At 59.7% G+C, this 23914-nt stretch carries 24 protein-coding genes, 1 tRNA gene and 3 pseudogenes; 15 read left to right on the top strand and 13 right to left on the bottom strand.

What is annotated here, in order from left to right:
- Positions 1 to 576: 576 nt before the first annotated feature.
- Positions 577 to 1242, bottom strand: a complete 666-nt coding sequence (locus tag LOY45_RS15520) for a 2OG-Fe(II) oxygenase family protein (RefSeq protein ID WP_258577958.1) — start codon at positions 1240 to 1242, stop codon at positions 577 to 579.
- A gap of 173 nt (positions 1243 to 1415) precedes the next feature.
- Positions 1416 to 1730: a DUF2388 domain-containing protein gene (locus LOY45_RS15525; protein WP_134062831.1), complete on the bottom strand. Its 315-nt coding sequence runs from the start codon at positions 1728 to 1730 to the stop codon at positions 1416 to 1418.
- Between the two features lie 893 nt (positions 1731 to 2623).
- Between LOY45_RS15525 and LOY45_RS15530 the strand changes: the two genes are divergently transcribed.
- Positions 2624 to 3034, top strand: coding sequence for an NUDIX hydrolase (locus LOY45_RS15530; RefSeq protein ID WP_258577959.1), 411 nt, complete (start codon positions 2624 to 2626; stop codon positions 3032 to 3034).
- 29 nt (positions 3035 to 3063) lie between these two features.
- Here LOY45_RS15530 and LOY45_RS15535 read toward each other — a convergent pair whose 3' ends face one another.
- Together LOY45_RS15535 and LOY45_RS15540 are read right to left on the bottom strand one after the other, a co-directional pair.
- A complete protein-coding gene (locus LOY45_RS15535; RefSeq protein WP_258577960.1) occupies positions 3064 to 3852 on the bottom strand; it encodes an APH(3') family aminoglycoside O-phosphotransferase in 789 nt (262 codons plus the stop codon).
- A gap of 140 nt (positions 3853 to 3992) precedes the next feature.
- Positions 3993 to 4163, bottom strand: a complete 171-nt coding sequence (locus LOY45_RS15540) for a hypothetical protein (protein ID WP_258577961.1) — start codon at positions 4161 to 4163, stop codon at positions 3993 to 3995.
- Positions 4164 to 4312: 149 nt separating this feature from the next.
- On the opposite strand from LOY45_RS15540, the gene LOY45_RS15545 reads away from it, so the two are divergent.
- Positions 4313 to 4666, top strand: coding sequence for a hypothetical protein (locus tag LOY45_RS15545; RefSeq protein WP_134062835.1), 354 nt, complete (start codon positions 4313 to 4315; stop codon positions 4664 to 4666).
- A 32-nt stretch (positions 4667 to 4698) separates the two neighbouring features.
- On the opposite strand, the pseudogene LOY45_RS15550 reads toward LOY45_RS15545, so the two are convergent.
- Both LOY45_RS15550 and LOY45_RS15555 read right to left on the bottom strand, forming a co-directional pair.
- Positions 4699 to 4892: pseudogene (locus tag LOY45_RS15550) on the bottom strand (lysis system spanin subunit); the annotation flags it as partial.
- 30 nt (positions 4893 to 4922) lie between these two features.
- Positions 4923 to 5579, bottom strand: coding sequence for a Bax inhibitor-1 family protein (locus LOY45_RS15555; RefSeq protein ID WP_134062837.1), 657 nt, complete (start codon positions 5577 to 5579; stop codon positions 4923 to 4925).
- 686 nt (positions 5580 to 6265) lie between these two features.
- Between LOY45_RS15555 and LOY45_RS15560 the strand changes: the two genes are divergently transcribed.
- The 3 genes and pseudogenes from LOY45_RS15560 to LOY45_RS15570 all read left to right on the top strand — a co-directional run bounded on the left by LOY45_RS15560 (position 6266) and on the right by LOY45_RS15570 (position 8256).
- Positions 6266 to 6457 (top strand): hypothetical protein, encoded by a 192-nt coding sequence (locus LOY45_RS15560; protein WP_233674593.1) that lies wholly within the window; start codon positions 6266 to 6268, stop codon positions 6455 to 6457.
- Positions 6458 to 6472: 15 nt separating this feature from the next.
- A pseudogene (locus LOY45_RS15565) lies at positions 6473 to 7325 on the top strand (DNA cytosine methyltransferase).
- Positions 7326 to 7689: 364 nt separating this feature from the next.
- Entirely contained in the window at positions 7690 to 8256 is a 567-nt protein-coding gene (locus LOY45_RS15570; RefSeq protein WP_258577962.1) for a hypothetical protein, read from the top strand.
- A 108-nt stretch (positions 8257 to 8364) separates the two neighbouring features.
- On the opposite strand, the gene LOY45_RS27020 is transcribed toward LOY45_RS15570, so the two are convergent.
- Positions 8365 to 8751, bottom strand: coding sequence for a VOC family protein (locus tag LOY45_RS27020; protein WP_420832693.1), 387 nt, complete (start codon positions 8749 to 8751; stop codon positions 8365 to 8367).
- Between the two features lie 127 nt (positions 8752 to 8878).
- On the opposite strand from LOY45_RS27020, the gene LOY45_RS15575 reads away from it, so the two are divergent.
- Positions 8879 to 9565: a morphogenetic protein gene (locus tag LOY45_RS15575; RefSeq protein ID WP_258577963.1), complete on the top strand. Its 687-nt coding sequence runs from the start codon at positions 8879 to 8881 to the stop codon at positions 9563 to 9565.
- 125 nt (positions 9566 to 9690) lie between these two features.
- Here the strand turns inward: LOY45_RS15575 and LOY45_RS15580 are convergent, their stop codons facing one another.
- On the bottom strand, positions 9691 to 9882 hold the full coding sequence (locus tag LOY45_RS15580; RefSeq protein WP_134062076.1) for a hypothetical protein: 192 nt from the start codon (positions 9880 to 9882) through the stop codon (positions 9691 to 9693).
- Positions 9883 to 9989: 107 nt separating this feature from the next.
- Between LOY45_RS15580 and LOY45_RS15585 the strand changes: the two genes are divergently transcribed.
- Complete coding sequence (locus LOY45_RS15585) at positions 9990 to 10229, top strand: hypothetical protein (RefSeq protein ID WP_233674595.1); 240 nt, start codon at positions 9990 to 9992, stop codon at positions 10227 to 10229.
- A pseudogene (locus tag LOY45_RS15590) lies at positions 10217 to 10723 on the top strand (tyrosine-type recombinase/integrase); the annotation flags it as partial. The gene LOY45_RS15585 and the pseudogene LOY45_RS15590, both read left to right, overlap by 13 nt.
- Before the next feature lie 96 nt (positions 10724 to 10819).
- On the opposite strand, the gene LOY45_RS15595 reads toward LOY45_RS15590, so the two are convergent.
- Positions 10820 to 10893: transfer RNA gene (locus tag LOY45_RS15595), tRNA-Cys, on the bottom strand.
- A 310-nt stretch (positions 10894 to 11203) separates the two neighbouring features.
- Here LOY45_RS15595 and alkB point away from each other — a divergent pair.
- The 4 genes from alkB to LOY45_RS15615 all read left to right on the top strand — a co-directional run bounded on the left by alkB (position 11204) and on the right by LOY45_RS15615 (position 14877).
- Entirely contained in the window at positions 11204 to 11860 is a 657-nt protein-coding gene (alkB, locus tag LOY45_RS15600) for a DNA oxidative demethylase AlkB (protein ID WP_258577964.1), read from the top strand.
- Positions 11861 to 11949: 89 nt separating this feature from the next.
- On the top strand, positions 11950 to 12906 hold the full coding sequence (locus LOY45_RS15605; RefSeq protein ID WP_134062080.1) for an alpha/beta hydrolase: 957 nt from the start codon (positions 11950 to 11952) through the stop codon (positions 12904 to 12906).
- 79 nt (positions 12907 to 12985) lie between these two features.
- Entirely contained in the window at positions 12986 to 14263 is a 1278-nt protein-coding gene (locus tag LOY45_RS15610; RefSeq protein WP_115087016.1) for a bifunctional O-acetylhomoserine aminocarboxypropyltransferase/cysteine synthase, read from the top strand.
- On the top strand, positions 14260 to 14877 hold the full coding sequence (locus LOY45_RS15615) for a class I SAM-dependent methyltransferase (RefSeq protein ID WP_258577965.1): 618 nt from the start codon (positions 14260 to 14262) through the stop codon (positions 14875 to 14877). Before LOY45_RS15610 ends, LOY45_RS15615 begins: the two co-directional genes overlap by 4 nt.
- Here the strand turns inward: LOY45_RS15615 and LOY45_RS15620 are convergent.
- Positions 14867 to 16717 carry a polyurethane esterase gene (locus LOY45_RS15620; protein WP_258577966.1) on the bottom strand — a complete coding sequence of 617 codons (1851 nt, stop codon included), beginning with the start codon at positions 16715 to 16717 and terminating at the stop codon, positions 14867 to 14869. The two genes, LOY45_RS15615 and LOY45_RS15620, sit on opposite strands and share 11 nt — an antisense overlap.
- 251 nt (positions 16718 to 16968) lie before the next feature.
- On the opposite strand from LOY45_RS15620, the gene LOY45_RS15625 reads away from it, so the two are divergent.
- A complete protein-coding gene (locus LOY45_RS15625; protein WP_258577967.1) occupies positions 16969 to 18909 on the top strand; it encodes a DNA topoisomerase III in 1941 nt (646 codons plus the stop codon).
- Between the two features lie 108 nt (positions 18910 to 19017).
- Here the strand turns inward: LOY45_RS15625 and LOY45_RS15630 are convergent, their stop codons facing one another.
- Positions 19018 to 19842 (bottom strand): class I SAM-dependent methyltransferase, encoded by an 825-nt coding sequence (locus tag LOY45_RS15630; protein ID WP_115087020.1) that lies wholly within the window; start codon positions 19840 to 19842, stop codon positions 19018 to 19020.
- A 98-nt stretch (positions 19843 to 19940) separates the two neighbouring features.
- Here LOY45_RS15630 and LOY45_RS15635 point away from each other — a divergent pair, with 98 nt between their 5' ends.
- Positions 19941 to 20333, top strand: coding sequence for a VOC family protein (locus LOY45_RS15635; RefSeq protein WP_115087021.1), 393 nt, complete (start codon positions 19941 to 19943; stop codon positions 20331 to 20333).
- A 15-nt stretch (positions 20334 to 20348) separates the two neighbouring features.
- Positions 20349 to 20726 (top strand): GFA family protein, encoded by a 378-nt coding sequence (locus tag LOY45_RS15640; protein WP_115087022.1) that lies wholly within the window; start codon positions 20349 to 20351, stop codon positions 20724 to 20726.
- 12 nt (positions 20727 to 20738) lie between these two features.
- Here the strand turns inward: LOY45_RS15640 and LOY45_RS15645 are convergent, their stop codons facing one another.
- Together LOY45_RS15645 and LOY45_RS15650 are read right to left on the bottom strand one after the other, a co-directional pair.
- On the bottom strand, positions 20739 to 22832 hold the full coding sequence (locus LOY45_RS15645) for a TonB-dependent siderophore receptor (RefSeq protein WP_177414855.1): 2094 nt from the start codon (positions 22830 to 22832) through the stop codon (positions 20739 to 20741).
- Between the two features lie 106 nt (positions 22833 to 22938).
- Positions 22939 to 23886 carry a p-hydroxyphenylacetate 3-hydroxylase reductase component gene (locus tag LOY45_RS15650; protein ID WP_258577968.1) on the bottom strand — a complete coding sequence of 316 codons (948 nt, stop codon included), beginning with the start codon at positions 23884 to 23886 and terminating at the stop codon, positions 22939 to 22941.
- Positions 23887 to 23914: the final 28 nt, after the last annotated feature.

The raw sequence follows: 23914 nt of genomic DNA on the forward strand, positions 1-23914 counted from the left end.
TCTATTTCTAGCACAAAAAAACAGTAAATCAAGGCCGCTAACAAAATTTTCAACCTGCCATTCTGGCCAAGTAAACCACCCACTAAACACTCAATTATGTGCCTTAACAAAGGCTCAATAATGACGCAAATCAAGATTTAGCCAATTGACGGCTGGCGTAATGCCATACAGCCAGGTACGCAGCGCGCTATGAACTTGCTTCAGATACGCAGCTGTTTACCAACCACTTTGCTCCCCCGGCAGCCGATGAGATGCATTGCTCTATATCCAATGCGACCGATGGCGAATTCCTTGCTGTACCATCAGCCTTATAACGTCAGACTGATGTGGGTCATTCGCCTGGAAGACGATGTTTTTATAAACATCATGATTGAAACTTCCACACTTGGTGGCTTTATTGATACTTTGATTGATTAGGCTGCAACGCTTAGGCGCAGGCGCTCGACTTCCTGGGCAGACTGACCTGAATCCTGGGCAGCGTGGTATCGGCGCTGCGCATCGATGGCCGCTTCAACCCAACGCAGCTATTTCTGGATCGCTATGTCATTCACCGTTGCTCAATTGACCAGAAAGTCTTTAAAGTCCAAAATTAAAGGCTATGGATATGCGTGGCCTGGTGCCTTCAAAGCGTTGTACAGAATGCATAAGCCACGATGGAAACATAATGAATTTTCCACTTTCTGCAACACACGCACTACTAAACCCTGCAGTAAGACAGTCTTCAACTCTCATCCGTAGTGCCGGATTGTATGTCGAGGCGATCATGCCGCGCGGGTCCATAAACTCTATATCACCGCCAACAGCCGGATCTTCCTCTCGGCCGCCGTTGTCGACCCAGTAAACGCCTGACCAAAATGCACCAGGATGCCCATGAAGAGCATTACTGTCGCCAGCCTCAGTAACATTCACCCATGCATTAATCGTCCATTCGAAGCGGGGTTCAATAAATCCGAACTTCTCACTATGGACCGCTGTCAATTGAACGGCAAACGCTCTAGCAAATCGCACTAACGCATCACAGGCTTCCCCACCCCATTCAGTGAAGTCGCTTGCCGACTGCCAACCGCCTTCATTGCTATGCTTAACACCGTTTCGATTTTCCGCCATACGGCGGCTGATTAGGTTTTTCAGCTCGACATTGAGACTTTCTGCGTCAGGGTAGTGAATACTGGCCAAAGGGGTCGCAAACAAACGCCGAATATTTATAAGTTCAGGGTTGAGTAAGTCAATGCTGGGCTGCATACATTTTTCCAAATTGCGTCAGTTACACTGCTGGACGTCGATGCCCCTGAGCTTGGTTAGATCGTTAATTGGCGTCATCGTCCCTGGATGTAGAGCGGTGTTAGTAAGGTGCTCGAAAATTGCTATTTGGCACCCTTCAACCACGAACAACAATCACCCCCGGCCAGATCAGGTCAGAGCGTTAAGATGGTGCACGCAAGTTGCTGGTCCGATATGCGGGAGACATCAAGCACCTCGCGAATCCTGACAAATGCTGCTTCAAGGCGAACGCCTCGAATGTCTCCATCGCTGGCGACGAAGGCGGCGGCGTCCTCCTTGGCGGCCAGAACGATTTTGTCGTCCTTGAACGAACTGCTGGTACCTTTGCTGGCACTCATACTCAGGCTTACGCTGAGGTCCGTGGTCATCACGAAGCTGGTGGCCTGCGCATGGGCGCCTACCAGGCAACCGACCAGGCAGAGCAGACGAAGCAGGGGGGTGGTTTTCATGAAGAGCTCGAAGTACGGCGAATGGGAGCGCACCTTAGCAAGAGCGACCACTTGATAACTTTATGAACATTGCTAAGTATTGTTAAAAAAATCTTTCCCAAGGCCCAGTCAATCGCCTTCGTAACTCATCAAGCCAGGCCCATTGGCATCGCCAATCAATATTGCTGCCGGTACCTGCGCTGGCATCGGCAGTCGGCGGACGTCTCGGTTTAGCGAGGCGCGGGACAAGGTGGCGCGGAAGCTAACTGCCGACGGCAATGCGGACCTGGCTGTCAAAGTACGGCAGTTCCAGTCTCGCGTTATCAGGCCGAAGGCGGCCTCAAAGATCGAGGACGTCGCGTTGGCGAGGTGGTCAGCCCGACCAAGTAATACGCTGATGCGGAAACGGCGCCTGATTATGCGGAAATGATCGGCTTTTCCGACCCACAAAGAAAAACCCCGCAGACGTTAATCTGCGGGGCTTTCAATAATGGAGGCCGAGGTCGGAATCGAACCGGCGTAGACGGATTTTTAGTTCCAAAACTTTCAGTTTTCAACGCCCGTGAAAGCCGCATTCTACAAGGGTGCCCACGTTCAGTTTTGGAACTGATTTTTTCCCCTCCTCCGGCGTCCTGCCGACCGAACACAATCCCCTCTTCCCCTGTAACCCGTCACCCTTAGCTGGTCAGAATTACCTTGCCTCGATTACTGCACATCCAAACAGCATTGATAGACCGAACCGTGATCATTGAAGAGGGCAGCTTCGCACTGGGTAAGCGCTCAGCCAAGTCACCTAGCATGGCTCAGGCAGGCAGCCAACCATTGGGTCAACAGTTGAGTGAGATGTAGACACGCTGCTAAACGCCGTGCTCAGATACCCCGCGAATGAAAAACGGATTAAATAGGGAGGATATATGATGTTTGAACTGCCTCGACTAGGCTGCGGCGCTGCGATAGTCCGCGATGGCCGCATTCTATTAATCCAGCGCCTGAAGGAGCCGGAAGCAGGTTGCTGGGGCTTACCCGGGGGGAAAGTAGATTTTCTCGAGGAGGTTGAACACGCTGTCGTGAGAGAGATCGATGAGGAGTTGGGTATCCAGCTTCGCGATATGACTCTCCTTTGCGTAGTCAACCAAATTGACTCAGAGAAAAAAACTCACTGGGTAGCGCCCGTTTATAAAGTTTCGCGGTTTGATGGCGATCCGTATTTGGTCGAGCCCGAGAAACATTCAGCTATCGGCTGGTTTTCTCTAGAGATGCTGCCCACGCTGTTAACTGTCGCCACTCGGGCAGCGTTGCCGCTGTTACGCAAGCAACTAACCTAATTGGCGCTTCAAGGGTTTTCGTTCAAAACCTAGAATAGCTCATCCAACTGCTCGAAAAATACACGCTTCGCAGACTGGTCAGGCTCGCCAAGCCCACGAAGAAGGTTGTTTGCTGCATTGTCCGAAACATCTTCGCGCAAGTTTCGATGAGCAAACGCAATGTCCAGCCAGCGATCCGCGATACCGCCACGCCCCAGATCGATAAAATGTAACTGGTCATGGGCGTCAACGAAAACATTGGTGTCACATAGGTCGCCATGACTGAACACACTCTCCTCGACCGGTCGCGTGGCGTGCAGGTGGGCCAGCAATTTCCTGGGTGTGCCAAGATTCGGCCATTGCTCCAGGTCGACATCATCAGCACACAACTCGCGGGAGATGAGATATCCCAGTTCATTCAGGCGCACCGAAGCACTTGAGTCAAAAGGGCAATTTGTGATCGGCACAGCCTGCAGTTGCCGCAGTGCTTCGCGCAACAGCGCCAACATTGCGTCCTGATCATCGCAGCGTGCTTGTATCGGTTCTCCAGGCACACAACGCGTGATCATGAACTCCCCGGCATCGCTTTCGGAAACGACTGCAACCTCGGGAACGTTCAGCCGGCCATCTAGCCATTGCAGCACACGAGCTTCACGCAAGACGCTGTAGGTCGTGGGCGTATAGATCGCTGGGCAGATTTTAAGGAAAAAACGTTCATTGCCTCGGGTGAAGCCGTAAACGCTGGCGGGAGACTCGCCCACCTCGTCGGCTACAAGTTGATTACCGCCAATAAATTGGGCAATGGCGCTGGGTAATTCGAAAGGAATCTGCAAGGACATATGCCCGTAACGGTGGATACAAGATTATACGCAGACCGGTTTACAGCTAACCGGAGGATGCTGCATGAAATATTGTTACAGAGCCTACCGTTGAGTCGTGTTCAATGCAGCAAGCGTGCAGGCCCACCAAGCGACCGCAGCTAGTACTCAGTAACAGCCTGGTACAGCGACTCAGCCTCCTGCCGCAAGCGTTCAACTTCCTTTGCTGGCTGGCCGGCGTCCTGGGCTGCTTGGTAGCGCCGCTGCGCATCGATGGCCTGCTGAATCAGCGCCTCGCCGGCCTCGATAACTCCAGCCAGAGTCTTCTTCATTGCCCTACCTTCCACTCGCATGCAGATCGGGTGTCATACAGTTTCGCTGCACCTTGAAATCCGGCATCCAACCATAATCGAATTTCTTTACTAAGCTTGGGGTATTTTAGCTCACAGCCTGTGAGCGGCATGACTACAAGGAGTCTGTCATGGGTCGTGAAATACCTGAAAAATACATCAAGCAGCAGAAATTTTTTAAACGAAAAGAACTGGTCTGGTCGATTACTCATTACGCGCTCGGGGTATCAGCAGGGGTACTAGCTTTCCTTGCAGCCAGCACTACAAAGCTCGGCACACCCACAGCCAGCACTCTAGCGATGCTGTCTGGAATAGTAGCGGCAGTGTTAACTTTTCTATCGCCAGCATCAAGGCGAAAAGCATATACGGAAGCTAGGGATTTAATGAGAATCGCTCGAATGCGGCATGAGGAGGATGGTAGTCGTACGATGGCGCAACTCATTGACGCGATGGAAACGGCATCTCAAGTTGTACGACGACGATAAGGAAGAGCGCGACTTAAAGCCGGGATCTATCCCTATTTTGTTATTTCTCGCACATAGGCTTGGCACGCCCGCAAGGCAATCAGCCCTTCGTCCCTTCCCCGGTGACAGCGACAATTCGTCGAGCAGCCTCTGGGTCAAGTTCGCCTCGCGGGGCTCCATGAACCACGCCGCCGGCGCCGGCAGAGGCTGGCACCCCACAGCCACTACCCTGGGCTGGGGCGGCGAAGATTTCCGTCAGCCTAATGCTTGGCGTTCGTTACTTCTTGGACATGATCCGCAGGATGCGTAGGAACAGGTTGATGATGTCCAGGTACAGCGCAGCGGCACTGTCGATCGCGTTGTCAACGGTGCGCTCGATCTGGTTGGCGCGTCCCCAGTCCACGCCGATGTAGCCGCAGAAGACCGCGGCGACGATGTAGTCCATGACCGCCAGATGAGTGCCGAACAACAATGCCTGGCCCAGCTCGACGACGATCGACACCACCAGGGCGATGAACAGTGACGACTCGATCCGTTTGAAGAATGCCGGGAACACGGTCCCCAGTATCATCATCCCCGCAGTGAGCAGGATGGTGGTCTGCACAGCCTGAACGATGTGCTCATGCGAGTACCTGGGCAGTACCACTACAAGCAGCAGGCCGATCGGCACCACGATCAGGTTGTAGCCGAGGAAGCTGTACATCGGCTCCTGCGAGCGGAAGATGATAGCGACGCCGGACATCGCCAGGACGAAGTAGCCAACGTAGAACAGTATCGGGGGAATGGCCAGAATGACCTCGGCCGGAACCGTGGTGACCAGATACCAGTTCACCGCAAAACCCCACAGCAGCACGGCACCGAGTATGAGGTTGTAGATGTTGGCCGAAATCTGGTGGTTGGTACCGACCCGACTGAAGGTATCGTTTTCAATCATGTGTTGGGCTTTCCTTTGCTCAATATCCATGCCACGACAAGGCCGACGAAGGCTGGCACGATATCGTTCGATGATTGACCATGATGGCACATGGCTGCATCGCTATTAAAGAGACAAGATGGCATCCGCAAGAGCACGAGAAAAGGCCTGGGACAAAACAAGATCAGTGAGACTGATCAGCTCTGAAGACTGATTCTCTTGGTTGTTCTGAATCGCCCCGGATTCTCTAGACACCTTGCAAGTGTGTTCTAGCCTGCTCAACTGGCCCGCCATTCATAAATGGTGTTAGCCAATCCGGAACGACATGTTGCTTGGAAAGCCTACTTCCTCCGCAGAAAATGCAGGCGCCCTGCTTTTGTTTCCCTGCCATGCCACCCTCACTTAAGAATCTGGATTCAGCTCATTTAGAACAGGTGCGCTTAATGCACCGCCGGCTTCTGAGTGAATACCCCACTTCAACGAATCACGCCACCCCGGCGAGGCTGGTGGCTGCCCGGAGACCACCATGAGCACATTCGCAGTCTTCGGCATGACCGCCGACGTAGCGCTGGCCGAGGCCAGGAAGACCAGGCCGAGCGGTAAAGCTGGCCGCCCCCCTGGAGCTATCCCTGCCTGAGTGGAATCTGGCCGTTGAGCAACAGGCGGCCAAGATCATCGCCGGCGAAAAGGTGAAGCAGTTAAGCCAGATGTTCGACGCACCGCAGTACGCCCAGCAGTTCATGGAGCTTGCGAGGAAGACCGGCAAGTGCCGAGACCTGCGTATCAGGGCCAAGGCGGTGATCACCGACGCCAAGGGCGAGCCCGTGATCAACCAGAAAACCAAGATGCCGAAGGTCGGGTGGACTGACTTCACCCCCGACATTGCGAAAGTCGCCTAAGTAAAGGATTCACCCATGACAAAAGCAATCGACCTATTCGCCGGCTTCGGCGGATGGAGCACCGGCGCGCGCACCGCAGGCGTCCAGGTTCTATGGGCGGCAAACCACTGGCCTGAGGCCGTGAAATGGCACAGCGCCAACCACCCAGACACGCAGCACGTCTGCCAAGACTTGCACCAGGCGCGGTGGGAGCAGGCGCCCGCTCATGACATCCTGCTCGCCTCGCCCTGCTGCCAGGGTCACGCCAAGGCCCGGGGCAAGAAGTCGGGCAACCCTGAGCACGATGCTTCACGCTCGACGGCCTGGGCCCCGGCGTCGGCGCTGGAGGTGCACCGGCCGCCGGCCGCAGTGATCGAGAACGTACCAGAGTTCACCGAACTGTGCCGACCTCGGCGTGCCGCAGCACCGGGTACGTCTGTTCATGGTGCTGACGCGCAGCAAGGCGCCGCTGATGCTGCAATTGCCGCAGGAACGACATGTGCCGGCGAGCAGTTTCCTCGACTTCGACGCCGGGCGCTGGTCACCCATTGAAAAACCGGGACGCGCCCAGGCTACGCTGAATCGCGTACGCAACGGCCGCGAACGCTTCGGTGAGCGGTTCATCATGCCCTACTACGGCAAAGGCTCCGGCACCACCGGGCGTGACATCAACCGGCCGATCGGCACCATAACCACCCTTGACCGCTGGGCCCTGGTCGATGGCGAGCGCATGCGTATGCTCAGTGCCAACGAGGCCCTGGCCGCGCAGTCTTTCCCCGCTGGCACCCTGCGCCCGGACAATCACAGGCTGACCATGCACATGGCGGGCAACGCGGTACCTCCACTGGCGGGACAGCGGGTGATTGAAGCGCTGCTGAAGTCCGCATGATTAACGCCGACACGCGCGCCTTCAAAATCGAGGAAGGTCAGAAATCCGCCTACCCGGTATGCACTGATCCTCGGCCAAGGATCCTTTGCCATCAGGAACTATTGAGCCCGCAGGGGCTCCTTCCGAGCGAAAAAACAGGTGGAAGCTATCTCCACCCTCTATCAACTCCAGCACTTCCGAAATAGAGAAATCACGAACCTTGCTGGATATTTCAGGCAAGGCAGCCGGCGAGCCGTGCGTTTCCTGCCCCTGAAGCGCTACCAGCTGTATGTCTTCGTTATATCTAGCAGCAGTCACCAAGTAAGTAGCCATAGCCATTACCTCCCCATGAATCGTGAATTATAGCTGCCCACGAGGAATCCCCATGCCCACAGAAAACCGATCCAGCAACACCGAACAGATGGTCAGCGTGCCGCGTGAGTGGTTGGCGCTTGCCGTGGGAGCAGCGGACGGCTATGACATTGAGGCTGCAATGATTGCCGGTGGCAAGCTTCGCACCCTTCTCGCCCAGCCAGCCGCCCAGCACCAGGGCGAGCCGGTGGCCATAGTCGACGAGAGTGACGACGGCCTGTTCATCGACTTCATCTACGGGAAAGACGGAAGCCCGCTCCGGTGCGGTGACAAGCTCTACCGCCACCCACCAACCTCCGACGGTTTCAGCGCTGGTGACATGGCCGACCAGGGTGCCAAGGCGTTTGGGGATGGGCAGCGGGCTGCTGAAACGCTGACCTTCGAGTTTTTGCACCCTGACACCCAAGAGCGCCACCTCCTCACCGTGACACGTGAGGAGGTGGCTGATCGAATGGATGACGTGCTGTTTGAAAAGCTGGTTGGCGAGCTATGCCGGTGCGAGACGGTTGGCGAAACCAACGTGCTGGATTGCTGCTGCGACGAAATAGCTGAGCAGTTCGAGCTGGTGAAGCCATCCTGACCAAGGAGTACATTTGTACTCCACCCCATTTTAACCCCTCTCCCTTCAAAGTCAGCCGCTAAAGCAGCAGGCGCCAAGATTGGGATGGGGGCGTAACACCAGGCTCCACTACGCTTCGGTAGAGGCTCGATTAATTACAGCCTCAACTCGATAGCCGTCGGGATCGATCAAGAACGCTGCGTAATAATGGGCGCCATAATCTGAGCGCAAACCCGGGGCTCCGTTATCAGTACCTCCAGCGATTAGAGCCCTTAGATGGAACGAGCCGACGGCACCTCTTGATTGAGCAGAGAACGCCAAATGGAAACCAGGACCTGGAGCTACCGCATCCGGGCGAAGCTTTAAGCAAAACTTATCTTTCCCGTCCTCTACGCCATACCCAATAGCAGTCTCATCCTCGAAGACCCTACGAAACCCAAGCGCCTCCAATGCTGCATCGTAAAACCGCCCGGATTTGTCTAGATCTTTCACGCCAATTGAAAGGTGGTGGAGCATTGGTGGGAACCTCTTGCAAGCAATAAGGCTGTATATAAACACAGCAAATCGCAGCGCGCATTACTCGCGCGCCGATACTTAACCCCCCCCCTTTAAAGTCAGCCGCCATAGCGGCAAGGACGAAGTCATGCCTGAAGCAAAGGAATGCCCGATCTTGTTCAACGGGCCGATGGTCCGCGCCGTGCTGGATGGTCGGAAGACAGTTACCCGGCGCGCCCTCAATGCCCAGTCACTCAAGGAAATCGGCTACGGCGTCCAGCTGGGCGAATGCCACGAGCTGCCGGCCGATGGCCAGGTCCACCCGAACAGCGCCAGCTATTACGCCGAACTTTGCCCTTTTGGCCTACCCGGTGATCGTCTGTGGGCGCGCGAGACCTTCGCACTGCTCGGCAACGAGGATGGCGTCTGTATTGACTGGAATGACCAGGTGCAGAAAGGCGACGAGCGCCAGGCTGCACGAATCTACAGGGCAAGCTGCAGCGTCGGGGATTATGGCCTGTGGCAGATTCCTGATCAGGCCGACTGGAAGCCGGAGACCAAAAGCCTGCAGTACGAGGGCGCTTGGCGTCCGAGCATTCACATGCCGCGCTGGGCCAGCCGCATCCTGCTGGAAATCACCGATGTGCGCGTAGAACAGCTGCAGCACATCACCATCGGCCAGATCTGCAAAGAAGGCCTGGCCCGATCGATGTACGAATTCATCCCGGTGACCACGGCTTTCGATGCCTTCGCCGAGCTGTGGAACTCTACCGGCGGCGACTGGGATGCCAACCCCTGGGTCTGGGTCGTCGAGTTCAAGAGGATCGAGCCATGATCCTCCTACCCATCGCCGCCCCGCTCTACATGGTCTGGTTGATCTGGAAGGGACCGAGGCCATGACTGAGGTCAGCCTTCACCATGGCGACTGCCTGGAGGTGATGAGGTCGATACCAAGCCGGATCAAGAGCCATCCTTTTTGCGAGCAAAGACTTCGTCCAGCAGCTTCTGAACCTCCTTACACTCTTTCAAACTGTTTTTTCGGACAGTGTCTATGTGCTTAGACTTAACACGCTCAAGAGGCCCTGGCTGTCGTACTTCGTTTGCAGGGTTTTCTTCAGGAAAGTCTTCAAAATAATCAGACCAGTCACCCATCTTGTGCTCCTCCAAGTGTGAGCTTAATTAAAGCTCACATTCGGCACCGTCGAGGCCCTCCACCCCACAACAACTCAAGCCTGCCGATAGGCGGGCGAGGATGAGTCATGCCTGAAATAACCTGTCACCAGGGCCACACCATGCGAGTCAGCACGGACCAGTGGGTTGAGACATTGACCCTGGACCAGATGCGCTACGCCCGCGACAAGATGGCCGAGAAGATCAAGGCGGCCGAGGCCCAGCCCAAGCGCAGCGTGTGGCGCGTGTGCCGTGGCGGTCTCGCCGAGGGCAACTACCGCGAGGAGGACTTCGAGAAGGCAGCAGACCACCTACTCCTGACGAGCTGAAGGATGCGATGGATCTGGCGTACCTGACCGGCCAGCGGCCGTCAGACGTGCTGTCCATGCGGAAGGACGACATGGAAGGAATCTACCTGCTGGTCAGCCAAGGCAAGACCGGCAAGCGATTGAGGATCGTCCTGGAAGCGGATGATTTGAAGAACAGCCTGGGGCTGCTGCTAGAGCGCATCATGCGGCGAACCAGCGAGCACTTGTCCCCGTTCTTCATCGTGAACGAGCACGGCAAGCGGATGAGCTGGCCAATGTTGCGCAACCGGTGGGCGGACGCACGCGAGGCCGCGAGGGTGAAAGCAGAGCTGGAGAAGAAGCCTGACCTTGCCAATCGAATAGCCCAGTTCCAGTTCAGGGACATCCGACCGAAAGCGGCATCGGAGATCAACGATCTGAGCGATGCGAGCGTGCTGCTCGGCCACTCGAAAGAGGGAATCACCGAGCGCGTTTACCGTCGCGTCGGGGCCATCGCCAAGCCCTCGAAAGGCTGAAGTTTCGGAACTCCATGCCTTAAGTTTCGGAACTCTCGACTTTTCCGACCCACAAAGAAAAACCCCGCAGACGTTAATCTGCGGGGCTTTCAATAATGGAGGCCGAGGTCGGAATCGAACCGGCGTAGACGGATTTGCAATCCGGAGCATAACCACTTTGCTACTCGGCCTCAAATGCCCGAGACCCTGATACTGCGGTCTCAAACATATACAACTCTTTAAGGAAACAACTCGCTAAAACCGCTATCTCCTTGAAAACGCTAGGCTTTTTTCGTGCCTCGTTTTCGATGGACGCAATTATGTACTCATTCCCCAGCTCTGGCAACCCCTTGAATTCAAAAAGTTTTATTTTTTTATTCGAGAGACGCTACGGGCCCCGAAGTGCGGGCTTTGGCCGCAACAAACAGGGTGACAGCCCCCATTGCCAAAGCGCGTTACTATACAGGCTCTACACCCTGCCCGCTGCCTGAATTGCCGATCATGATGCAAACCGAACTGGATCTGTTCAACCCCGCCAGCCCCGCCGAACCACAATGGATCGGTAAACAGGCGGTGGTGCTGCCCGGTTTTGCCCTGGCCTGGGTAGACGTGCTGCTGCCTGAGCTGCGCCAGATCATCGCCCACGCGCCGTTCCGGCATATGCTCACCCCCGGCGGCCTGAACATGGCCGTGGGTTTGACCAACTGTGGGGCGCTGGGGTGGATCAGTGACCGTCGCGGCTATCGGTACAGCCCGGTCGATCCGCTCAGTCAGCAGCCCTGGCCCGCGCTGCCACCTGCATTCATCGAACTGGCGGCCCTCGCCGCTTCGGCCGCAGGCTTTGCCGATTTCCGGCCGGACGCTTGCCTGATCAACTGCTATAAACCCGGCAATCGCCTGAGCCTGCATCAGGACCGTGATGAGCGCGATTACAGCCAGCCGATCGTCTCTGTGTCGCTGGGCTTGCCAGCGGTGTTCCAGTTCGGCGGGCATACCCGCAGCGAATCGACACGGCGCATCGGCCTGCGTCATGGCGATGTGATGGTTTGGGGTGGTGAAGACCGTCTGCGCTTTCATGGGGTACTGCCACTCAAACCGGGCAGTCATCCGCTGCTAAACGGCCGGCGGATCAACCTGACCTTGCGTAAGGCAGGCTGAGGTCTATGTTTTACAAAACCTCACAACCCCACGCGCAGCACCTATCGATAATGGAATGATTATCCGCACTGACAGGAGTCTTGCTCGCCATGCAATGGATCAAAGCCCTGGCCCTGATCGTCGCCCTGCCGTGCTGCGTAGCCATGGCCGGTGAGGAAGCGACCCTGCAGATCCCTGGCCCTCAAGGCCCACTGAGCGCAACCTGGCTCAAGGCCCAGAGTACCGCGCCGGTGGTGGTCATCATCCCGGGTTCCGGTGCCACCGACCGTAATGGCAACCACAAGGGCGCAGGTTTGCGCCCTTTCACCTATAAATTACTGGCCGAAAGCCTCGCTGCCCAAGGCATCAGCAGCCTGCGCATCGACAAGCGTGGCGTGCGTGACAGTGCCGGAGCGGTTGCCGATGCCGATCAGGTGACCATCGACGACTATGCCAGCGATGTCCGCGCCTGGGTCGCAGCCTTGCGCGAGCGTCAGCCGCAGGCGCCGGTGTGGCTGCTGGGGCATAGCCAGGGCGGCCTGATTGCCATGCTCGCAGCCCGGGACAACCCCGATGTCAGCGGCCTGGTGCTGGCGGCCAGTGCCGGGCGGCCAATCGCGACGATCCTGGTCGAGCAACTCCAGGCCCACCCTGAAAACGCGCCACTGGTCGAGCCTGGAATAGCCCTCATCCGCCGCCTCGAGGCGGGCGAGACGGTGTCGAACTCACAGATCCCCGATGAGCTCAAACCGCTGCTGCGCCAGGAGGTGCAAGGCCTGATCCGCAGTGAAATGGCCCACGACCCGGCGCAACTGATCGCGCCCCTGAAGCAGCCCGTGCTGATCATCCAGGCAGGTCAGGATTTGCAGATCACGGCGGCCGATGCCAAGGCCTTGCAGCAGGGCCAGCCGAAGGCGCGGCTGGTCTTGCTGGAGCGCGCCAACCATGTATTCAAGGATGTGCCCGAGGGTGACCGGCTGGCCAATCTCATGGCTTACAGCGATCCGCGTTTGCCATTGTCGGAAGGTTTGGCCGAAGCCGTGGGCGAATTTGTACTGGGACACTGAGCCCGTTCCACGGGCCTTGACCGTCACTCCCTACCCGCTCCATGCTCTAGCCCCTCCCCCGACTTTCAAGGAAGATTGCATGAAGCTGGAAACCCTGGCCATCCACGCGGGCTTCAGCCCCGACCCGACCACCAAGGCCGTCGCGGTACCGATCTACCAGACCACCTCGTTTGCTTTCGACGACACCCAGCACGGCGCCGATCTGTTCGACCTGAAAGTCGCCGGCAACATCTATAGCCGGATCATGAACCCTACCAACGACGTGCTCGAGCAGCGCATGGCGGCGCTCGAAGGCGGTGTCGGTGCCTTGGCCGTGGCCTCGGGCATGGCGGCGATCACCTACGCGATCCAGACCGTGGCCGAAGCCGGCGACAATATCGTCTCGGTGGCCAAGCTCTACGGCGGTACCTACAACCTGCTGGCCCATACCTTGCCGCGCTTCGGCATCCAGACCCGCTTCGCCGCCCATGACGACATCGCCGCCCTCGAAGCGCTGATCGACAGCCGCACCAAGGCAGTGTTCTGCGAGTCGATCGGCAACCCGGCCGGCAATATCGTCGACCTGCAGGCCCTTGCCGATGCCGCGCACCGCCATGGCGTGCCGCTGATCGTCGACAACACCGTCGCCACGCCGATCCTCTGCCGCCCGTTCGAACACGGCGCCGATATCGTCGTGCACTCGCTGACCAAGTACATCGGCGGCCACGGCACCAGCATCGGCGGCATCGTCATTGACTCGGGCAAGTTCCCCTGGGCCGAAAACAAAGAGCGCTTCGCCCTGCTCAACACCCCGGACCCGTCCTACCACGGCGTGACCTACACCGAAGCCTTTGGCCCTGCCGCCTTTATCGGCCGCTGCCGGGTGGTGCCGCTACGCAATACAGGGGCTGCGCTATCGCCATTCAACGCCTTCCTTATTCTGCAAGGCCTGGAGACGCTGGCCCTGCGCATGGAGCGTCACACCGAGAATGCGCTGAAGGTCGCCCGCTACCTGCAAGACCATGAGCAGGTCGCCTGGGTGAAGTACGCAGGCCTGCCCGATCATCCCGAACACGAACTGGCCCGACGCTACACCGAAGGCAAACCGGCCTCGATCCTGTCGTTCGGGATCAAGGGCGGCCAGCAAGCTGGCGCGCGTTTCATCGATGCGCTACAGCTGGTGGTGCGTCTGGTCAATATCGGCGATGCCAAATCACTGGCCTGCCACCCCGCTTCCACCACTCACCGCCAGCTCAACGACGAAGAGCTTGAACGGGCCGGTGTACCACGGGACATGGTGCGCCTGTCGATCGGCATCGAGCACAGCGATGACATCATTGCCGACCTGAGCCAGGCACTGGAGGCCAGCCGCGGGTGAAGCAGTCAGACTACTACGCAGCTTCACGCGAGGCTGCGGTGTACCCGCACCTGCGTCAGGCGGTTGACCTGGTCGCCGCAAATGCAGGCAACATTGCCGTGGATGTCGGCTGCGGCGCGGGCCGAAACACGCGTTTTTTGCTGCAACGCGGTTTTGTCGTGCATGCCTATGACAATAATCCCGAGGCCCTGGAACATACCCGCGCCTTGGGCAACCAGCCGCAACTGTTCACTGCCTGCAGCAGTTTCGAAACCTTCGACTACCCGCAGGCGGCGTTGATCACCGCCAGCTCCAGTCTGTTTTTTTGCCAAGCGCAACACTTCGATGAAGCCTGGCGGCGGATCGTTCAGGCGTTACGCACAGGCGGGATATTTTGCGGACACTTCATGGGGCCGATGGACTCCTGGGTACAGCTGGAGCGTCGCGACTTGAGCGTGCATGACCGTGCACAGACCGAACAATTGTTCGACGGCTTCGAGCTGCTCGATCTTTATGAATACAACCAACCCGGCAAGACCCTGCTGGGCCGCAGCAAACACTGGCACACCTACTCGGTGCTGGCCCGCAAGACCGCTCAGGGCTTGCCGGCCAGCACCGGTTCACTCAGGCGATGACGACCTGCGCCGCGCCAAGGCTGTCTGCCGATACCCCCACCAGGGTCACGCTGTCAGTACCAAAGCGCAGCACGGTATCGTTGCCCACCTGGTTCAGGTGCTGACGAAAATCTGCTTGCGCGGTGCCGCCATCAACCCCCATGAACACCAGACGGTCATCAGCGCCAAAGCCCTGAACCTGATCCTGGCCAAAATGGCCGCTGAACAGGAAGGTGTCCCGGCCGCCGCCTGACACCAGTACATCATTACCGGCGCCGCCGACGAACACATCGTTGCCACGGCCACCCTGCAGGTGGTCATTGCCATCGAGGCCAAACAGCCAGTCGCCCTGGGCGCTCGCGGTCAGGCCGTCATTGCCCGCCGTGCCGCTCTGGCTGGTGGCGTAGGCATGCAGCTTGCCGCTGCTCAGCAGCCCCGCCGGGTCGATCTGGTGGCTGACTTCCTTGCTGAAGAACACCAGGCTGGACTCCTTGCTGACCAGGGTCTCGACCTGGTTGACCAGGCTGATGCCGCCCGCTGCGTCGCGCAGGTACAGCGTGCCATTGCCATCGCGGGCGATGTCGACGTTGCCCAGCGCCTGCCCGAGTTTCAAGGTGTCGTGGCCGGCGCCGCCGTCGATCAGGTTGTAGCCGCCTTCGTCACGGAAGGTGTCATTGCCGCCGCGCCCTTCGAGGTAGTCGTTGCCACGCCCGCCTTGAATCAGGTCGCCGGCTTCGGAACCGATGATAAAGGTGCTGCCCTTGTGGGTTTCGGCGTTGCGGTTCAGATCCTCGACCCAGGTCGAGCCACGGGTGACGTCGGACAGGTTGCTGACGATGATGGTCGAGTCCTTCGCCGTCCATTCATAGAATGTCGAGTTCAGCACCCGGCCCAGGCCATCGCCGTAAGCGGTGGGCAAATGCGACAGCCAGGTGACGATGTTGGCAATCGAGTACGGCAGCAGGTTCCAGGCATCCGAGGCGTAGTGGTCGTTGAAGTTGACGATGTTGTCGGTGCTCGAGGGCTTGGCGGCATCATGTACGCCGAAGGTTGCCCAGTCGGCTTTCGAGCCGTTGAGGGCGCGGAACACCGGGTCGTTCTCGTAGCCGATGTTCAGCACCTTGCTGCTGTCGCTGGCCTGGGTAGGTGAAGCAAAAGCAACATAACGGGCATCTTTATAAAAACCGCCCCACTTTTCGTTGCTGAGCTCGGCCAGGCTGTTGACGCCGAGGCCACCAAGGCTGTGGCCGCTGACGGTGATGTCGGTGCCGCTCAGGCCGTTGGCCTTGGCGAATCTGGCGACATCCTCGAACAGCCTGCCGAAGGCATTGGCGGCGTAGTTCTTGGCATAGTCAGCCGGGCCAATGGCGGCCATAAGGTCGTTGATGGCGTCGCTGATGGTGTCGCCAATCAGGTTTTCCCGCGGCCCGCTGGTGCCGCGAAAGGCGATGCCCAGGCCGCTCAACTGGCCAGCAGCGTCATACTTGCCGAGGATCTCGACCTGGGCACTGGTGTAGCCGGCGGTTTCGCCATGGATGGTGCCACGAAAATCCGTGCTGCCCTGATAGCCCAGTTGCTGGGCGCTGATCGGCGTCCAGCCTGCGGCCTTGACTGCGGCCAGGGCCTGGGCTTCGGAGTCGGGGTTCCAGGGGAGACCGGGGATCGCGCCCTGGCTGTCGGTGCCGCCAATCAACGCCTTGATCAAGGTGGCGGGCAAGCCGAGGCCGAAACCGTACTGCTGGTAGCCAACGGCGAAGCCGTTGTCGATGCCGTGGTAGGCATACAGGCTCAGCGCCATGGCGTCGCTGTACAGGGCTTTGGAAGCGGTGCTGTCGAGGTTGCGATAATCGAAAACAGGCATGGCATACATCCTTGTGCAGGTGGCAGAAAACCCTGGCGACAGCGTCCGTTGACACACCCGTGGGCAAGGTCAAACGCTGCCACAACGGTAAATTGCCCGTCCATGGTAACGTCGAGGGCAAGCTGGCCAAATGCGAGGAGTTTTCGTTGTCATCGACGGCAACATCGAGCTGTATATCCATACAGATAAAACTTGCCATGCCTGTCAATCCTGCGCATCCTATGGCCTTTTCCAGCCATAGATCGAACGGCATGCGCCTGTTTCTCTGCGAAAAGCCCTCCCAGGCCAAAGACATCGCCAAAGTCCTCGGTGCCAACCGCCGCGGCGACGGCTGCTGGGTCGGCACCGACGTTACCGTTACCTGGTGCATCGGCCATTTGCTCGAGACCGCCCCACCCGACAGCTACGACGCTCGGTACAAGCGCTGGGTGCTGGCCGACCTGCCGATCATTCCCGAGAAGTGGAAGATGCTGGTCAAACCCAAGACCGCCAGCCAGTTCAAGGCAGTCAAACGCCTGCTCGGTGAAGCCCGCGAGCTGGTGATCGCCACCGACGCCGACCGTGAAGGCGAGATGATCGCCCGCGAGTTGGTCGAGCATTGCCGCTATCGCGGGCCGATCAGCCGGTTGTGGCTGTCGGCGCTGGACGACGCCTCCATCCGCAAGGCGCTGGCAGCGCTCAAGCCCGGTACCGAAACTTTCAGCCTTTACCATTCGGCCCTGGGTCGCTCGCGGGCCGACTGGCTGATCGGTATGAACATGAGCCGTCTGTTCACCCTGCTCGGCCGCCAGTCCGGCTACCAGGGCGTACTGCCGGTGGGCCGGGTGCAAACACCGACGTTGCGCCTGGTGGTTGACCGCGACCGCAGCATCGCCGATTTCGTGCCGGTGGCTTACTGGGCCATCGACGTGCAGTTGCAAAGCGCTGGCGAACAGTTCACTGCACAGTGGCGGGCACCCGAGGATGCCTGCGACGATCAGGGTCGCTGCCTGAACCAGGCCCTGGCCCAGCAGGCCGCCGCAGCCATCGGTGCCGCCAGCAGTGCCCGGGCGATGAAAGTGGCCACCGAACGGGTTCGCGAAGCAGCGCCGCTGCCCTTCGACCTCGGCACCCTGCAGGAGCTGTGCTCGAAGAAGTTCGGCCTCGGCGCCCAGGAGACCCTGGACATCGCCCAGGCCCTGTACGAAACCCACAAGCTGATCACCTACCCGCGCAGCGACTGCGGCTACCTGCCGTTGAGCCAGCACAGCGAGGCCCCGGCCATTCTCGCCGCCTTGCAGCGCGCGGATACCAGCCTTGCGCCCTTGCAGCCGCACCTGCAGGCCCAGCGCCGTTCAAGGGCCTGGAACGACGCCAAGGTCAGCGCCCACCATGGCATTATCCCCACGGCCGCCGCCAGCGACCCGTCGCGCTTGCCGGCCAAGCACAAGGCGGTCTATACCCTGATCCGCGCCCGCTACCTGGCGCAGTTCCTGCCCAACCACGAATATGACCGCACCCAGGCCGAGTTCGATTGCGCAGGTTTTGCCTTGCGTGCAGTGGGCAAGCAAATTGTCGAACCGGGCTGGCGCCGCGCCCTGCCTGAAGCCCTGACCCCGGCCAAAGGCCGTGAAGCGCCGGTAGCCCAGGTGCTGCCGCTGCTGCACGAAGGCCAGGATTGCACGGTGGCCGGGGTCAACCTCAAGGACCTCTGGACCCAGCCGCCCAAGCCATTCACCGAAGGCGACCTGATCAAGGCGATGAAGAACGTCGCCAAGCTGGTGGACGACCCGCGCCTCAAGCAAAAGCTCAAGGACACCACCGGTATTGGTACTGAGGCTACTCGTGCGGGGATCATCCAGGGCCTGCTCGATCGCGGTTACCTGGTCAAGCACGGCAAGGCCCTGAGTGCCACCCCGGCGGCCTTCAGCCTGATCGATGCCGTGCCAAGGGCGATTGCCGACCCGGGCACCACGGCGATCTGGGAGCAGGCGCTGGACATGGTGCAAAGCGGCGAGATGAGCCTGGAAGAGTTTGTCGCCAAGCAGTCGGCGTGGATGAGCAAGCAGGTCGAGCGTTGTGCCGGCCTGCGCCTGACCATCAGCGGCCCGGCGACTCCGGCGGGGCGTAGTGGTACGCCGTGGAAGAAAAAGCGCAAGAGCGGTACTGCGGCGGGTAAACGAACCCGTAAGCCGAAGACGGCAGCGCAATGAGGCTGCCGGCCTCATCGCTGGCAAGGCCAGCTCCCACAAGATCGGCGTCTACCAAGCCATTGAGGGAGCCGGTCTTGCCGGCGATGAGGCCCTCAAGGTCCACAGCCGTTAGCCCTGCTTGACCGCCTGCAGGGTATAACTCAACGGCAAGCGCCAGCGATCCTTGTCCAGCGACCACTCACCTGCTGCGTCTGTACTCATCTGTCCCGGCAACGCCTCCCAGGGAATGCTGTCATGCTCCACCAACGCGGTGATCTGCAGCCCATGCTTGAGCAAGGCGCTGATGATCTCGCCCAGGCCATGGTTCCACTCATGGGTGACAGTCTGTTCCAGCAATCTGTCGGTCTCGACATAAGTCTCGCCGCTGTCCCACACCGTTGGCGCCTCGCGCTCGAAGTACGGGTACTCGATGACCAGTTTGTCCTGATAGTCCTCGTTCACCGCCAGTAGCATCGGATGACCTTCGCGCAGGAACAGCCGTCCACCCGGCTTGAGCAAGGCCGCCACGGTACGCGCCCAGCGCTCGATGCTCGGCAGCCAGATCAGCGCGCCGATACCGGTGTATACCAGGTCGAAAGAATTGGGTGCCAGCACCCGGTCAGCGGCATACACATCCGCCTCGACGTAATCAATCCTTGCCCCACAGCGTTCAGCCAAAGCCCGCGCCTGGGCCAGAGACTGCGAAGAGAAATCCAGCCCGCTGACTTCGGCGCCCAGGCGCGATAGCGACAAGGTGTCGGTACCGATATGACACTGCAGGTGCACAGCGCGCAGGCCCTGGATATCACCCAGGCGCGGCAGGTCGAAACGCACCACTTCGGAAAGGTGTGCGGGGTCTGCGACGAATTTTTCCACTTCATAGTCGGTGGATGCGGCGTGCAGTGGCGCACGCTCATCCCAGTTGCGGCGATTGAGTTCAATCGGATCAGTCATCATGGCTCTCCATTGCAGACGCAACCATAGCGATGTACCCAAGCATCCGGCAAGTACGGTATAAACCGCCCACGCCCTCTTCAATCAAGGAAGCATTGATGAAACTCGGATACACCATCGTCTACGTCCCGGATGTCGCTGCCTCGCTGACGTTCTTCGAACAGGCCTTCGGCCTGAGCCGGCGGTTTCTGCACGAGTCGGGCGACTATGGCGAGCTGGACACCGGCGCCACCACCCTCGCTTTCGCCGCCCTGGCACTGGGTAACAGCCACTTTCCGGGCGGCGTGCTGGCGGCCAGCGAATCGCCAAAACCACTGGGCATGGAAATCGCCCTGGTCACCGACGACGTCGCAGCCGCCCATGCCCGCGCCGTGGCGGCGGGCGCCGTCGAGCTGAAAACACCTGAAGCCAAGCCATGGGGGCAAACACTGTCGTATGTGCGCTGCCCCGATGGCACCCTGGTGGAGCTGTGCACCCCCGTAGGCAACTAGCCCGGAGACGAGACAATGGACGTTGCAACCTACAGCGGTGGCTGCCTGTGCGGGGCGATCCGCTTTGAAGCCACGGGCCCGGCACTAAACCCCCATTGCTGCTCGTGCAAGTGGTGCCAGCGCCATACGGGCGCGCTGACGGCCACCTGGGTTGAGTTTGCCCGCGAGCAAATACGCTGGACCGGCCCCGGCGCAGCGCCGGCAACTTTTCGCTCCTCGGACTATTCCAGCCGGGCCTTCTGCCCCAGCTGCGGCAGTTCGCTGGGCGCCATCGATGATCAGCCAACGGTGGCCCTGCTGCTGGGCAGCTTCGACAGCAACCAGCACCAGGCCCTGGCACCGATAACTCACTCGTTCAACGACCAGCTGCCGCGCTGGTGGTGCGTGCAATAAAGCACCGTCGGCTTACAGCGCCAGGCTCAGGCTGACCATGACGTTGCGCGGCTCACCCGGCAGGTTCCACGCCGCGTTGTAGCCGCGTTCGTAGTACTTGCGGTCGAACAGGTTATTCAGGTTCAGGCCGATGGTTGCCTGCTCACTGACCTTGTAGTGGGCCAGCAGGTCGACAGTGCTGTAGCTTGGCAGACGGAAGCTACTGCCGGCCTGGCCTGAACGCTCGCCCACGTAGTTGGCCGCCGCGCCGAAATCCGAGCCGAGCAATGGACCGCTCTGGAACTCATACACCGCCATCAGGCTGCCGCTGTGCTGCGGGATGCCCAGCAGGTCGCTGCCTTTGGGCAAGGCGGCATCGCCCTTGGTCACTTCGGCATCGATATAGGCATAGGCGCCGATCACGCGCACGGCGTCGCTGAGTTGGCCGCTGAACTGCAGGTCGACACCCTGGCTGCGCGCCTTGCCGGCGGCGATGCTGTCACCGAAGGCATCGGTGGTGATGACGTTTTCCTTGTCGATCTGGAACAGCGCGATGGTCGCCCCCAGGCGGCTGTCGAACAGATCCAGCTTGAGCCCGGTTTCATAACCCAGGCCTTTTTCCGGTTTGTAGATCTGGCCCCGGGTACCGATGCTGTTGGGCTTGAACGAGGTCGAGGCATTGGCGAACACGCCAACTTCTGGCGTCAGTTGGTACAGCAGGCCGACACGCGGCGTGGCAACGTCTTTTTCCTGGCTGTTGCTCAGTTGTGTAGTGCGGTTTTGCGCGGTCTGCTCGATGTGCTCCAGGCGCACGCCCACCAGGCCGCGCAAACGGTCGGTAAAGGCGATCTGGTCCTGCAGGTTGAGGGCATAGCTTTCAGTGCGCTCGAAGAAGTCATTGGGGTTGATCAGCGGCGGTTTTGCCTGACCGTACGCCGGGTTGTAGATGTCCAGGCCATAGCCGAGCGAGGTGGCGCTTTGCGGGTACTTCTGGCTGTTGCGGTAGTTCTCGTATTCCAGGCCGATCAGGCTCTGGTGCTCCCAGCCGGCAAACTGGAACTGGCCATGCAGTTCAGCCTGGGTAATGTTGTCGTTCCACTCGAAATCGCGCTCCCGGTAGAACCGGCTGATGGTGGTACCGACCACCCGCGATGGTTCCGAGCTGTTGCCCTTGAGCCGGCCCTGGGTGTAGTGATTGGCCAGGCGCAGCTTCCAGCTGTCGTTGAGGTGGTGTTCCAGGGTCAGGTCGAGGGTCTGGTTGTCGTTGCGAATGCGCCCGTCGTTGGGCTCGCCCAGAAAGGTCGAACGGCTGACAGAGCCCAGCTCATTGTTGACCGCCGGGATACCACGGTCGAACACCGACTCGGTGCGCGAGAACTCGGTGTCGATCGACAGCAGGGTCTCGGGGCTCAACTGCCAGCTCAGCGACGGGCTGACGATGCGCCGCTCACTGCCGACGTAATCGCGGAAGCTGCCGTTATCCTCCACCGCCATGTTCACCCGCGACAGCACCCGGCCGTCTTCGCTCAGCGGCGTATTCACGTCCAGGCTGCTGCGGTAGCGGTCCCAACTGCCGGCGCTGGCCTTGAACTGGGTAAAGGCTTCGGCTTGCGGGCGCTTGGTGACGATGTTCACCAGCCCACCCGGATCGCCGCGCCCATACAAACTGGCCGCCGGGCCCTTGAGCACTTCGATGCGTTCGATGTTGGAGGTATCCGGGGCGCTGTAGCTACCGCGATTGACGGCAAAGCCGTTCTTGTACAACTCGCCGGTGGTAAAGCCGCGCACGCTGTAGTTGAGGAAGGTCAGGCCACCAAAGTTGTTCTGCCGGCTGACACCGCCGGCAAAGTCCAGGGCGCGGTCGATGCGCGTGCTGTTCAGATCCTCGAGCACTTGGCTGGGCACCACGGCAATGCTTTGCGGGGTGTCGCGGATGTCAGTGTCCGTTTTGGTCGCGGTGCTCGAGCGGCTTGCGCGATAGCCCTGCACCGGCCCGGTCGCAGTTTCTTCGTAATGGCGCTCGTTGACGTTGAGGGCATCGAGTACTACGGCGTCGGCGGCAACGGCTGGCAGGGCGAGCAGCGAGGCGGACAGACCCAGGGATAACCTTCCTACGGGGTAGTTCATGGGGGCTCCTTAAAATATATGTAATAACATAACAATTTAAGGAGAAATATAAAAGCATCGCGACGCAAGCGCTCCTGCAGGAGCGGGCTTGCCCCGCGATCAAACTTCAACAGCTGCGAATCACCGCCTGCAGCACGGTCTTGAAGGTCGCAATCTGCTCCTCGCTGAACGTCCCGAACACCTTGTCCTGCTGCTCGCGGGCGATACTCCACAGGCCCTCGGTCTGGTCGATGCCGGCGATGGTCAGGCGCACATGCCCGGCCGCTTCGCTGTCGCACACCAGGCCCTTGCGCTTGAGGTTGGCCACCGCCTCGTCGATTTCCCGCGCCGGCATGGCCACTTCGCGCTGCAGCTCGGCCAGGTTCAGCCCGGCGTCGTTCTCCAGCACCATGAGCATCCGCGCCTCGCTGGTGCGCAGGCCACTGGACAGCTGCCGCGGCTGGTAACTGGCCTGGTAGGCGCGCAGGGCCTGGGTCATCAGGTAGTAGAGGTTGTGGCTCAGGCGCCCCTGGAAATGGCTGCTCGGCGGCTGGCCTTCTTCACGGCAGGTCATGCGGGTGTGCGGCAGCACCATGGAATAGGCACCCTGGTGATAGAGCAACGGTGAACGGCCGCAATCATCGAAGGCCAGCACCTTGCCGAGCATGATCCAGTGATCGCCGCCATCGAGGATCTGGTGGGTTTCACACTGGAAGCACGCCGAGCAATCCGCCAGAATCGGCGCCCCGCCCTCGCCGGCCTGATAGCGGATGCCGGCAAAGCGATCGTCCTTGGGCTTGGCGAAGTTATTGGACAGATCGATCTGGTCGGCGGCGAGAACGTTCACCGCAAAATGGCTGGCCGCCTCGAACACCGCCAGGCTGCTGGAGCGCTTATCGAGGCTCCAGAGAATCAGCGGCGGGTCGAGGGACACCGAGTTGAAGCTGTTGGCAGTGACCCCGACCAGATTGCCCTGCGGGTCGGCGGCGGTGACCACGGTAACGCCAGTGGCGAAATTGCCCAGGGCGCGGCGAAAGGCGCGGCTGTCGAAGGCCGTTGCGGTTGCAGTAGACATGCAAGACTCCCCGGCTGCCTAGAGCGGC

The organism is Pseudomonas wadenswilerensis (assembly GCF_024749185.1).
Taxonomy (GTDB): Bacteria; Pseudomonadota; Gammaproteobacteria; order Pseudomonadales; family Pseudomonadaceae; genus Aquipseudomonas; species Aquipseudomonas wadenswilerensis.

Bases quoted from the DNA above. Each gene is read 5' to 3' on its own strand.
- alkB (WP_258577964.1), top strand. From the start codon at position 11,204: ATGATGCAAACCGAACTGGATCTGTTCAACCCCGCCAGCCCCGCCGAA.
- LOY45_RS15645 (WP_177414855.1), bottom strand. From the start codon at position 22,832: ATGAACTACCCCGTAGGAAGGTTATCCCTGGGTCTGTCCGCCTCGCTG.
- LOY45_RS15525 (WP_134062831.1), bottom strand. From the start codon at position 1,730: ATGAAAACCACCCCCCTGCTTCGTCTGCTCTGCCTGGTCGGTTGCCTG.
- LOY45_RS15535 (WP_258577960.1), bottom strand. From the start codon at position 3,852: ATGTCCTTGCAGATTCCTTTCGAATTACCCAGCGCCATTGCCCAATTT.
- LOY45_RS15630 (WP_115087020.1), bottom strand. From the start codon at position 19,842: ATGACTGATCCGATTGAACTCAATCGCCGCAACTGGGATGAGCGTGCG.
- LOY45_RS27020 (WP_420832693.1), bottom strand. From the start codon at position 8,751: ATGCTCCACCACCTTTCAATTGGCGTGAAAGATCTAGACAAATCCGGG.
- LOY45_RS15555 (WP_134062837.1), bottom strand. From the start codon at position 5,579: ATGATTGAAAACGATACCTTCAGTCGGGTCGGTACCAACCACCAGATT.
- LOY45_RS15560 (WP_233674593.1), top strand. From the start codon at position 6,266: ATGTTCGACGCACCGCAGTACGCCCAGCAGTTCATGGAGCTTGCGAGG.
- LOY45_RS15610 (WP_115087016.1), top strand. From the start codon at position 12,986: ATGAAGCTGGAAACCCTGGCCATCCACGCGGGCTTCAGCCCCGACCCG.
- LOY45_RS15530 (WP_258577959.1), top strand. From the start codon at position 2,624: ATGATGTTTGAACTGCCTCGACTAGGCTGCGGCGCTGCGATAGTCCGC.
- LOY45_RS15570 (WP_258577962.1), top strand. From the start codon at position 7,690: ATGCCCACAGAAAACCGATCCAGCAACACCGAACAGATGGTCAGCGTG.
- LOY45_RS15650 (WP_258577968.1), bottom strand. From the start codon at position 23,886: ATGTCTACTGCAACCGCAACGGCCTTCGACAGCCGCGCCTTTCGCCGC.
- LOY45_RS15605 (WP_134062080.1), top strand. From the start codon at position 11,950: ATGCAATGGATCAAAGCCCTGGCCCTGATCGTCGCCCTGCCGTGCTGC.
- LOY45_RS15620 (WP_258577966.1), bottom strand. From the start codon at position 16,717: ATGCCTGTTTTCGATTATCGCAACCTCGACAGCACCGCTTCCAAAGCC.
- LOY45_RS15540 (WP_258577961.1), bottom strand. From the start codon at position 4,163: ATGAAGAAGACTCTGGCTGGAGTTATCGAGGCCGGCGAGGCGCTGATT.
- LOY45_RS15520 (WP_258577958.1), bottom strand. From the start codon at position 1,242: ATGCAGCCCAGCATTGACTTACTCAACCCTGAACTTATAAATATTCGG.
- LOY45_RS15635 (WP_115087021.1), top strand. From the start codon at position 19,941: ATGAAACTCGGATACACCATCGTCTACGTCCCGGATGTCGCTGCCTCG.
- LOY45_RS15585 (WP_233674595.1), top strand. From the start codon at position 9,990: ATGCCTGAAATAACCTGTCACCAGGGCCACACCATGCGAGTCAGCACG.
- LOY45_RS15580 (WP_134062076.1), bottom strand. From the start codon at position 9,882: ATGGGTGACTGGTCTGATTATTTTGAAGACTTTCCTGAAGAAAACCCT.
- LOY45_RS15640 (WP_115087022.1), top strand. From the start codon at position 20,349: ATGGACGTTGCAACCTACAGCGGTGGCTGCCTGTGCGGGGCGATCCGC.
- LOY45_RS15625 (WP_258577967.1), top strand. From the start codon at position 16,969: ATGCGCCTGTTTCTCTGCGAAAAGCCCTCCCAGGCCAAAGACATCGCC.
- LOY45_RS15545 (WP_134062835.1), top strand. From the start codon at position 4,313: ATGGGTCGTGAAATACCTGAAAAATACATCAAGCAGCAGAAATTTTTT.
- LOY45_RS15575 (WP_258577963.1), top strand. From the start codon at position 8,879: ATGCCTGAAGCAAAGGAATGCCCGATCTTGTTCAACGGGCCGATGGTC.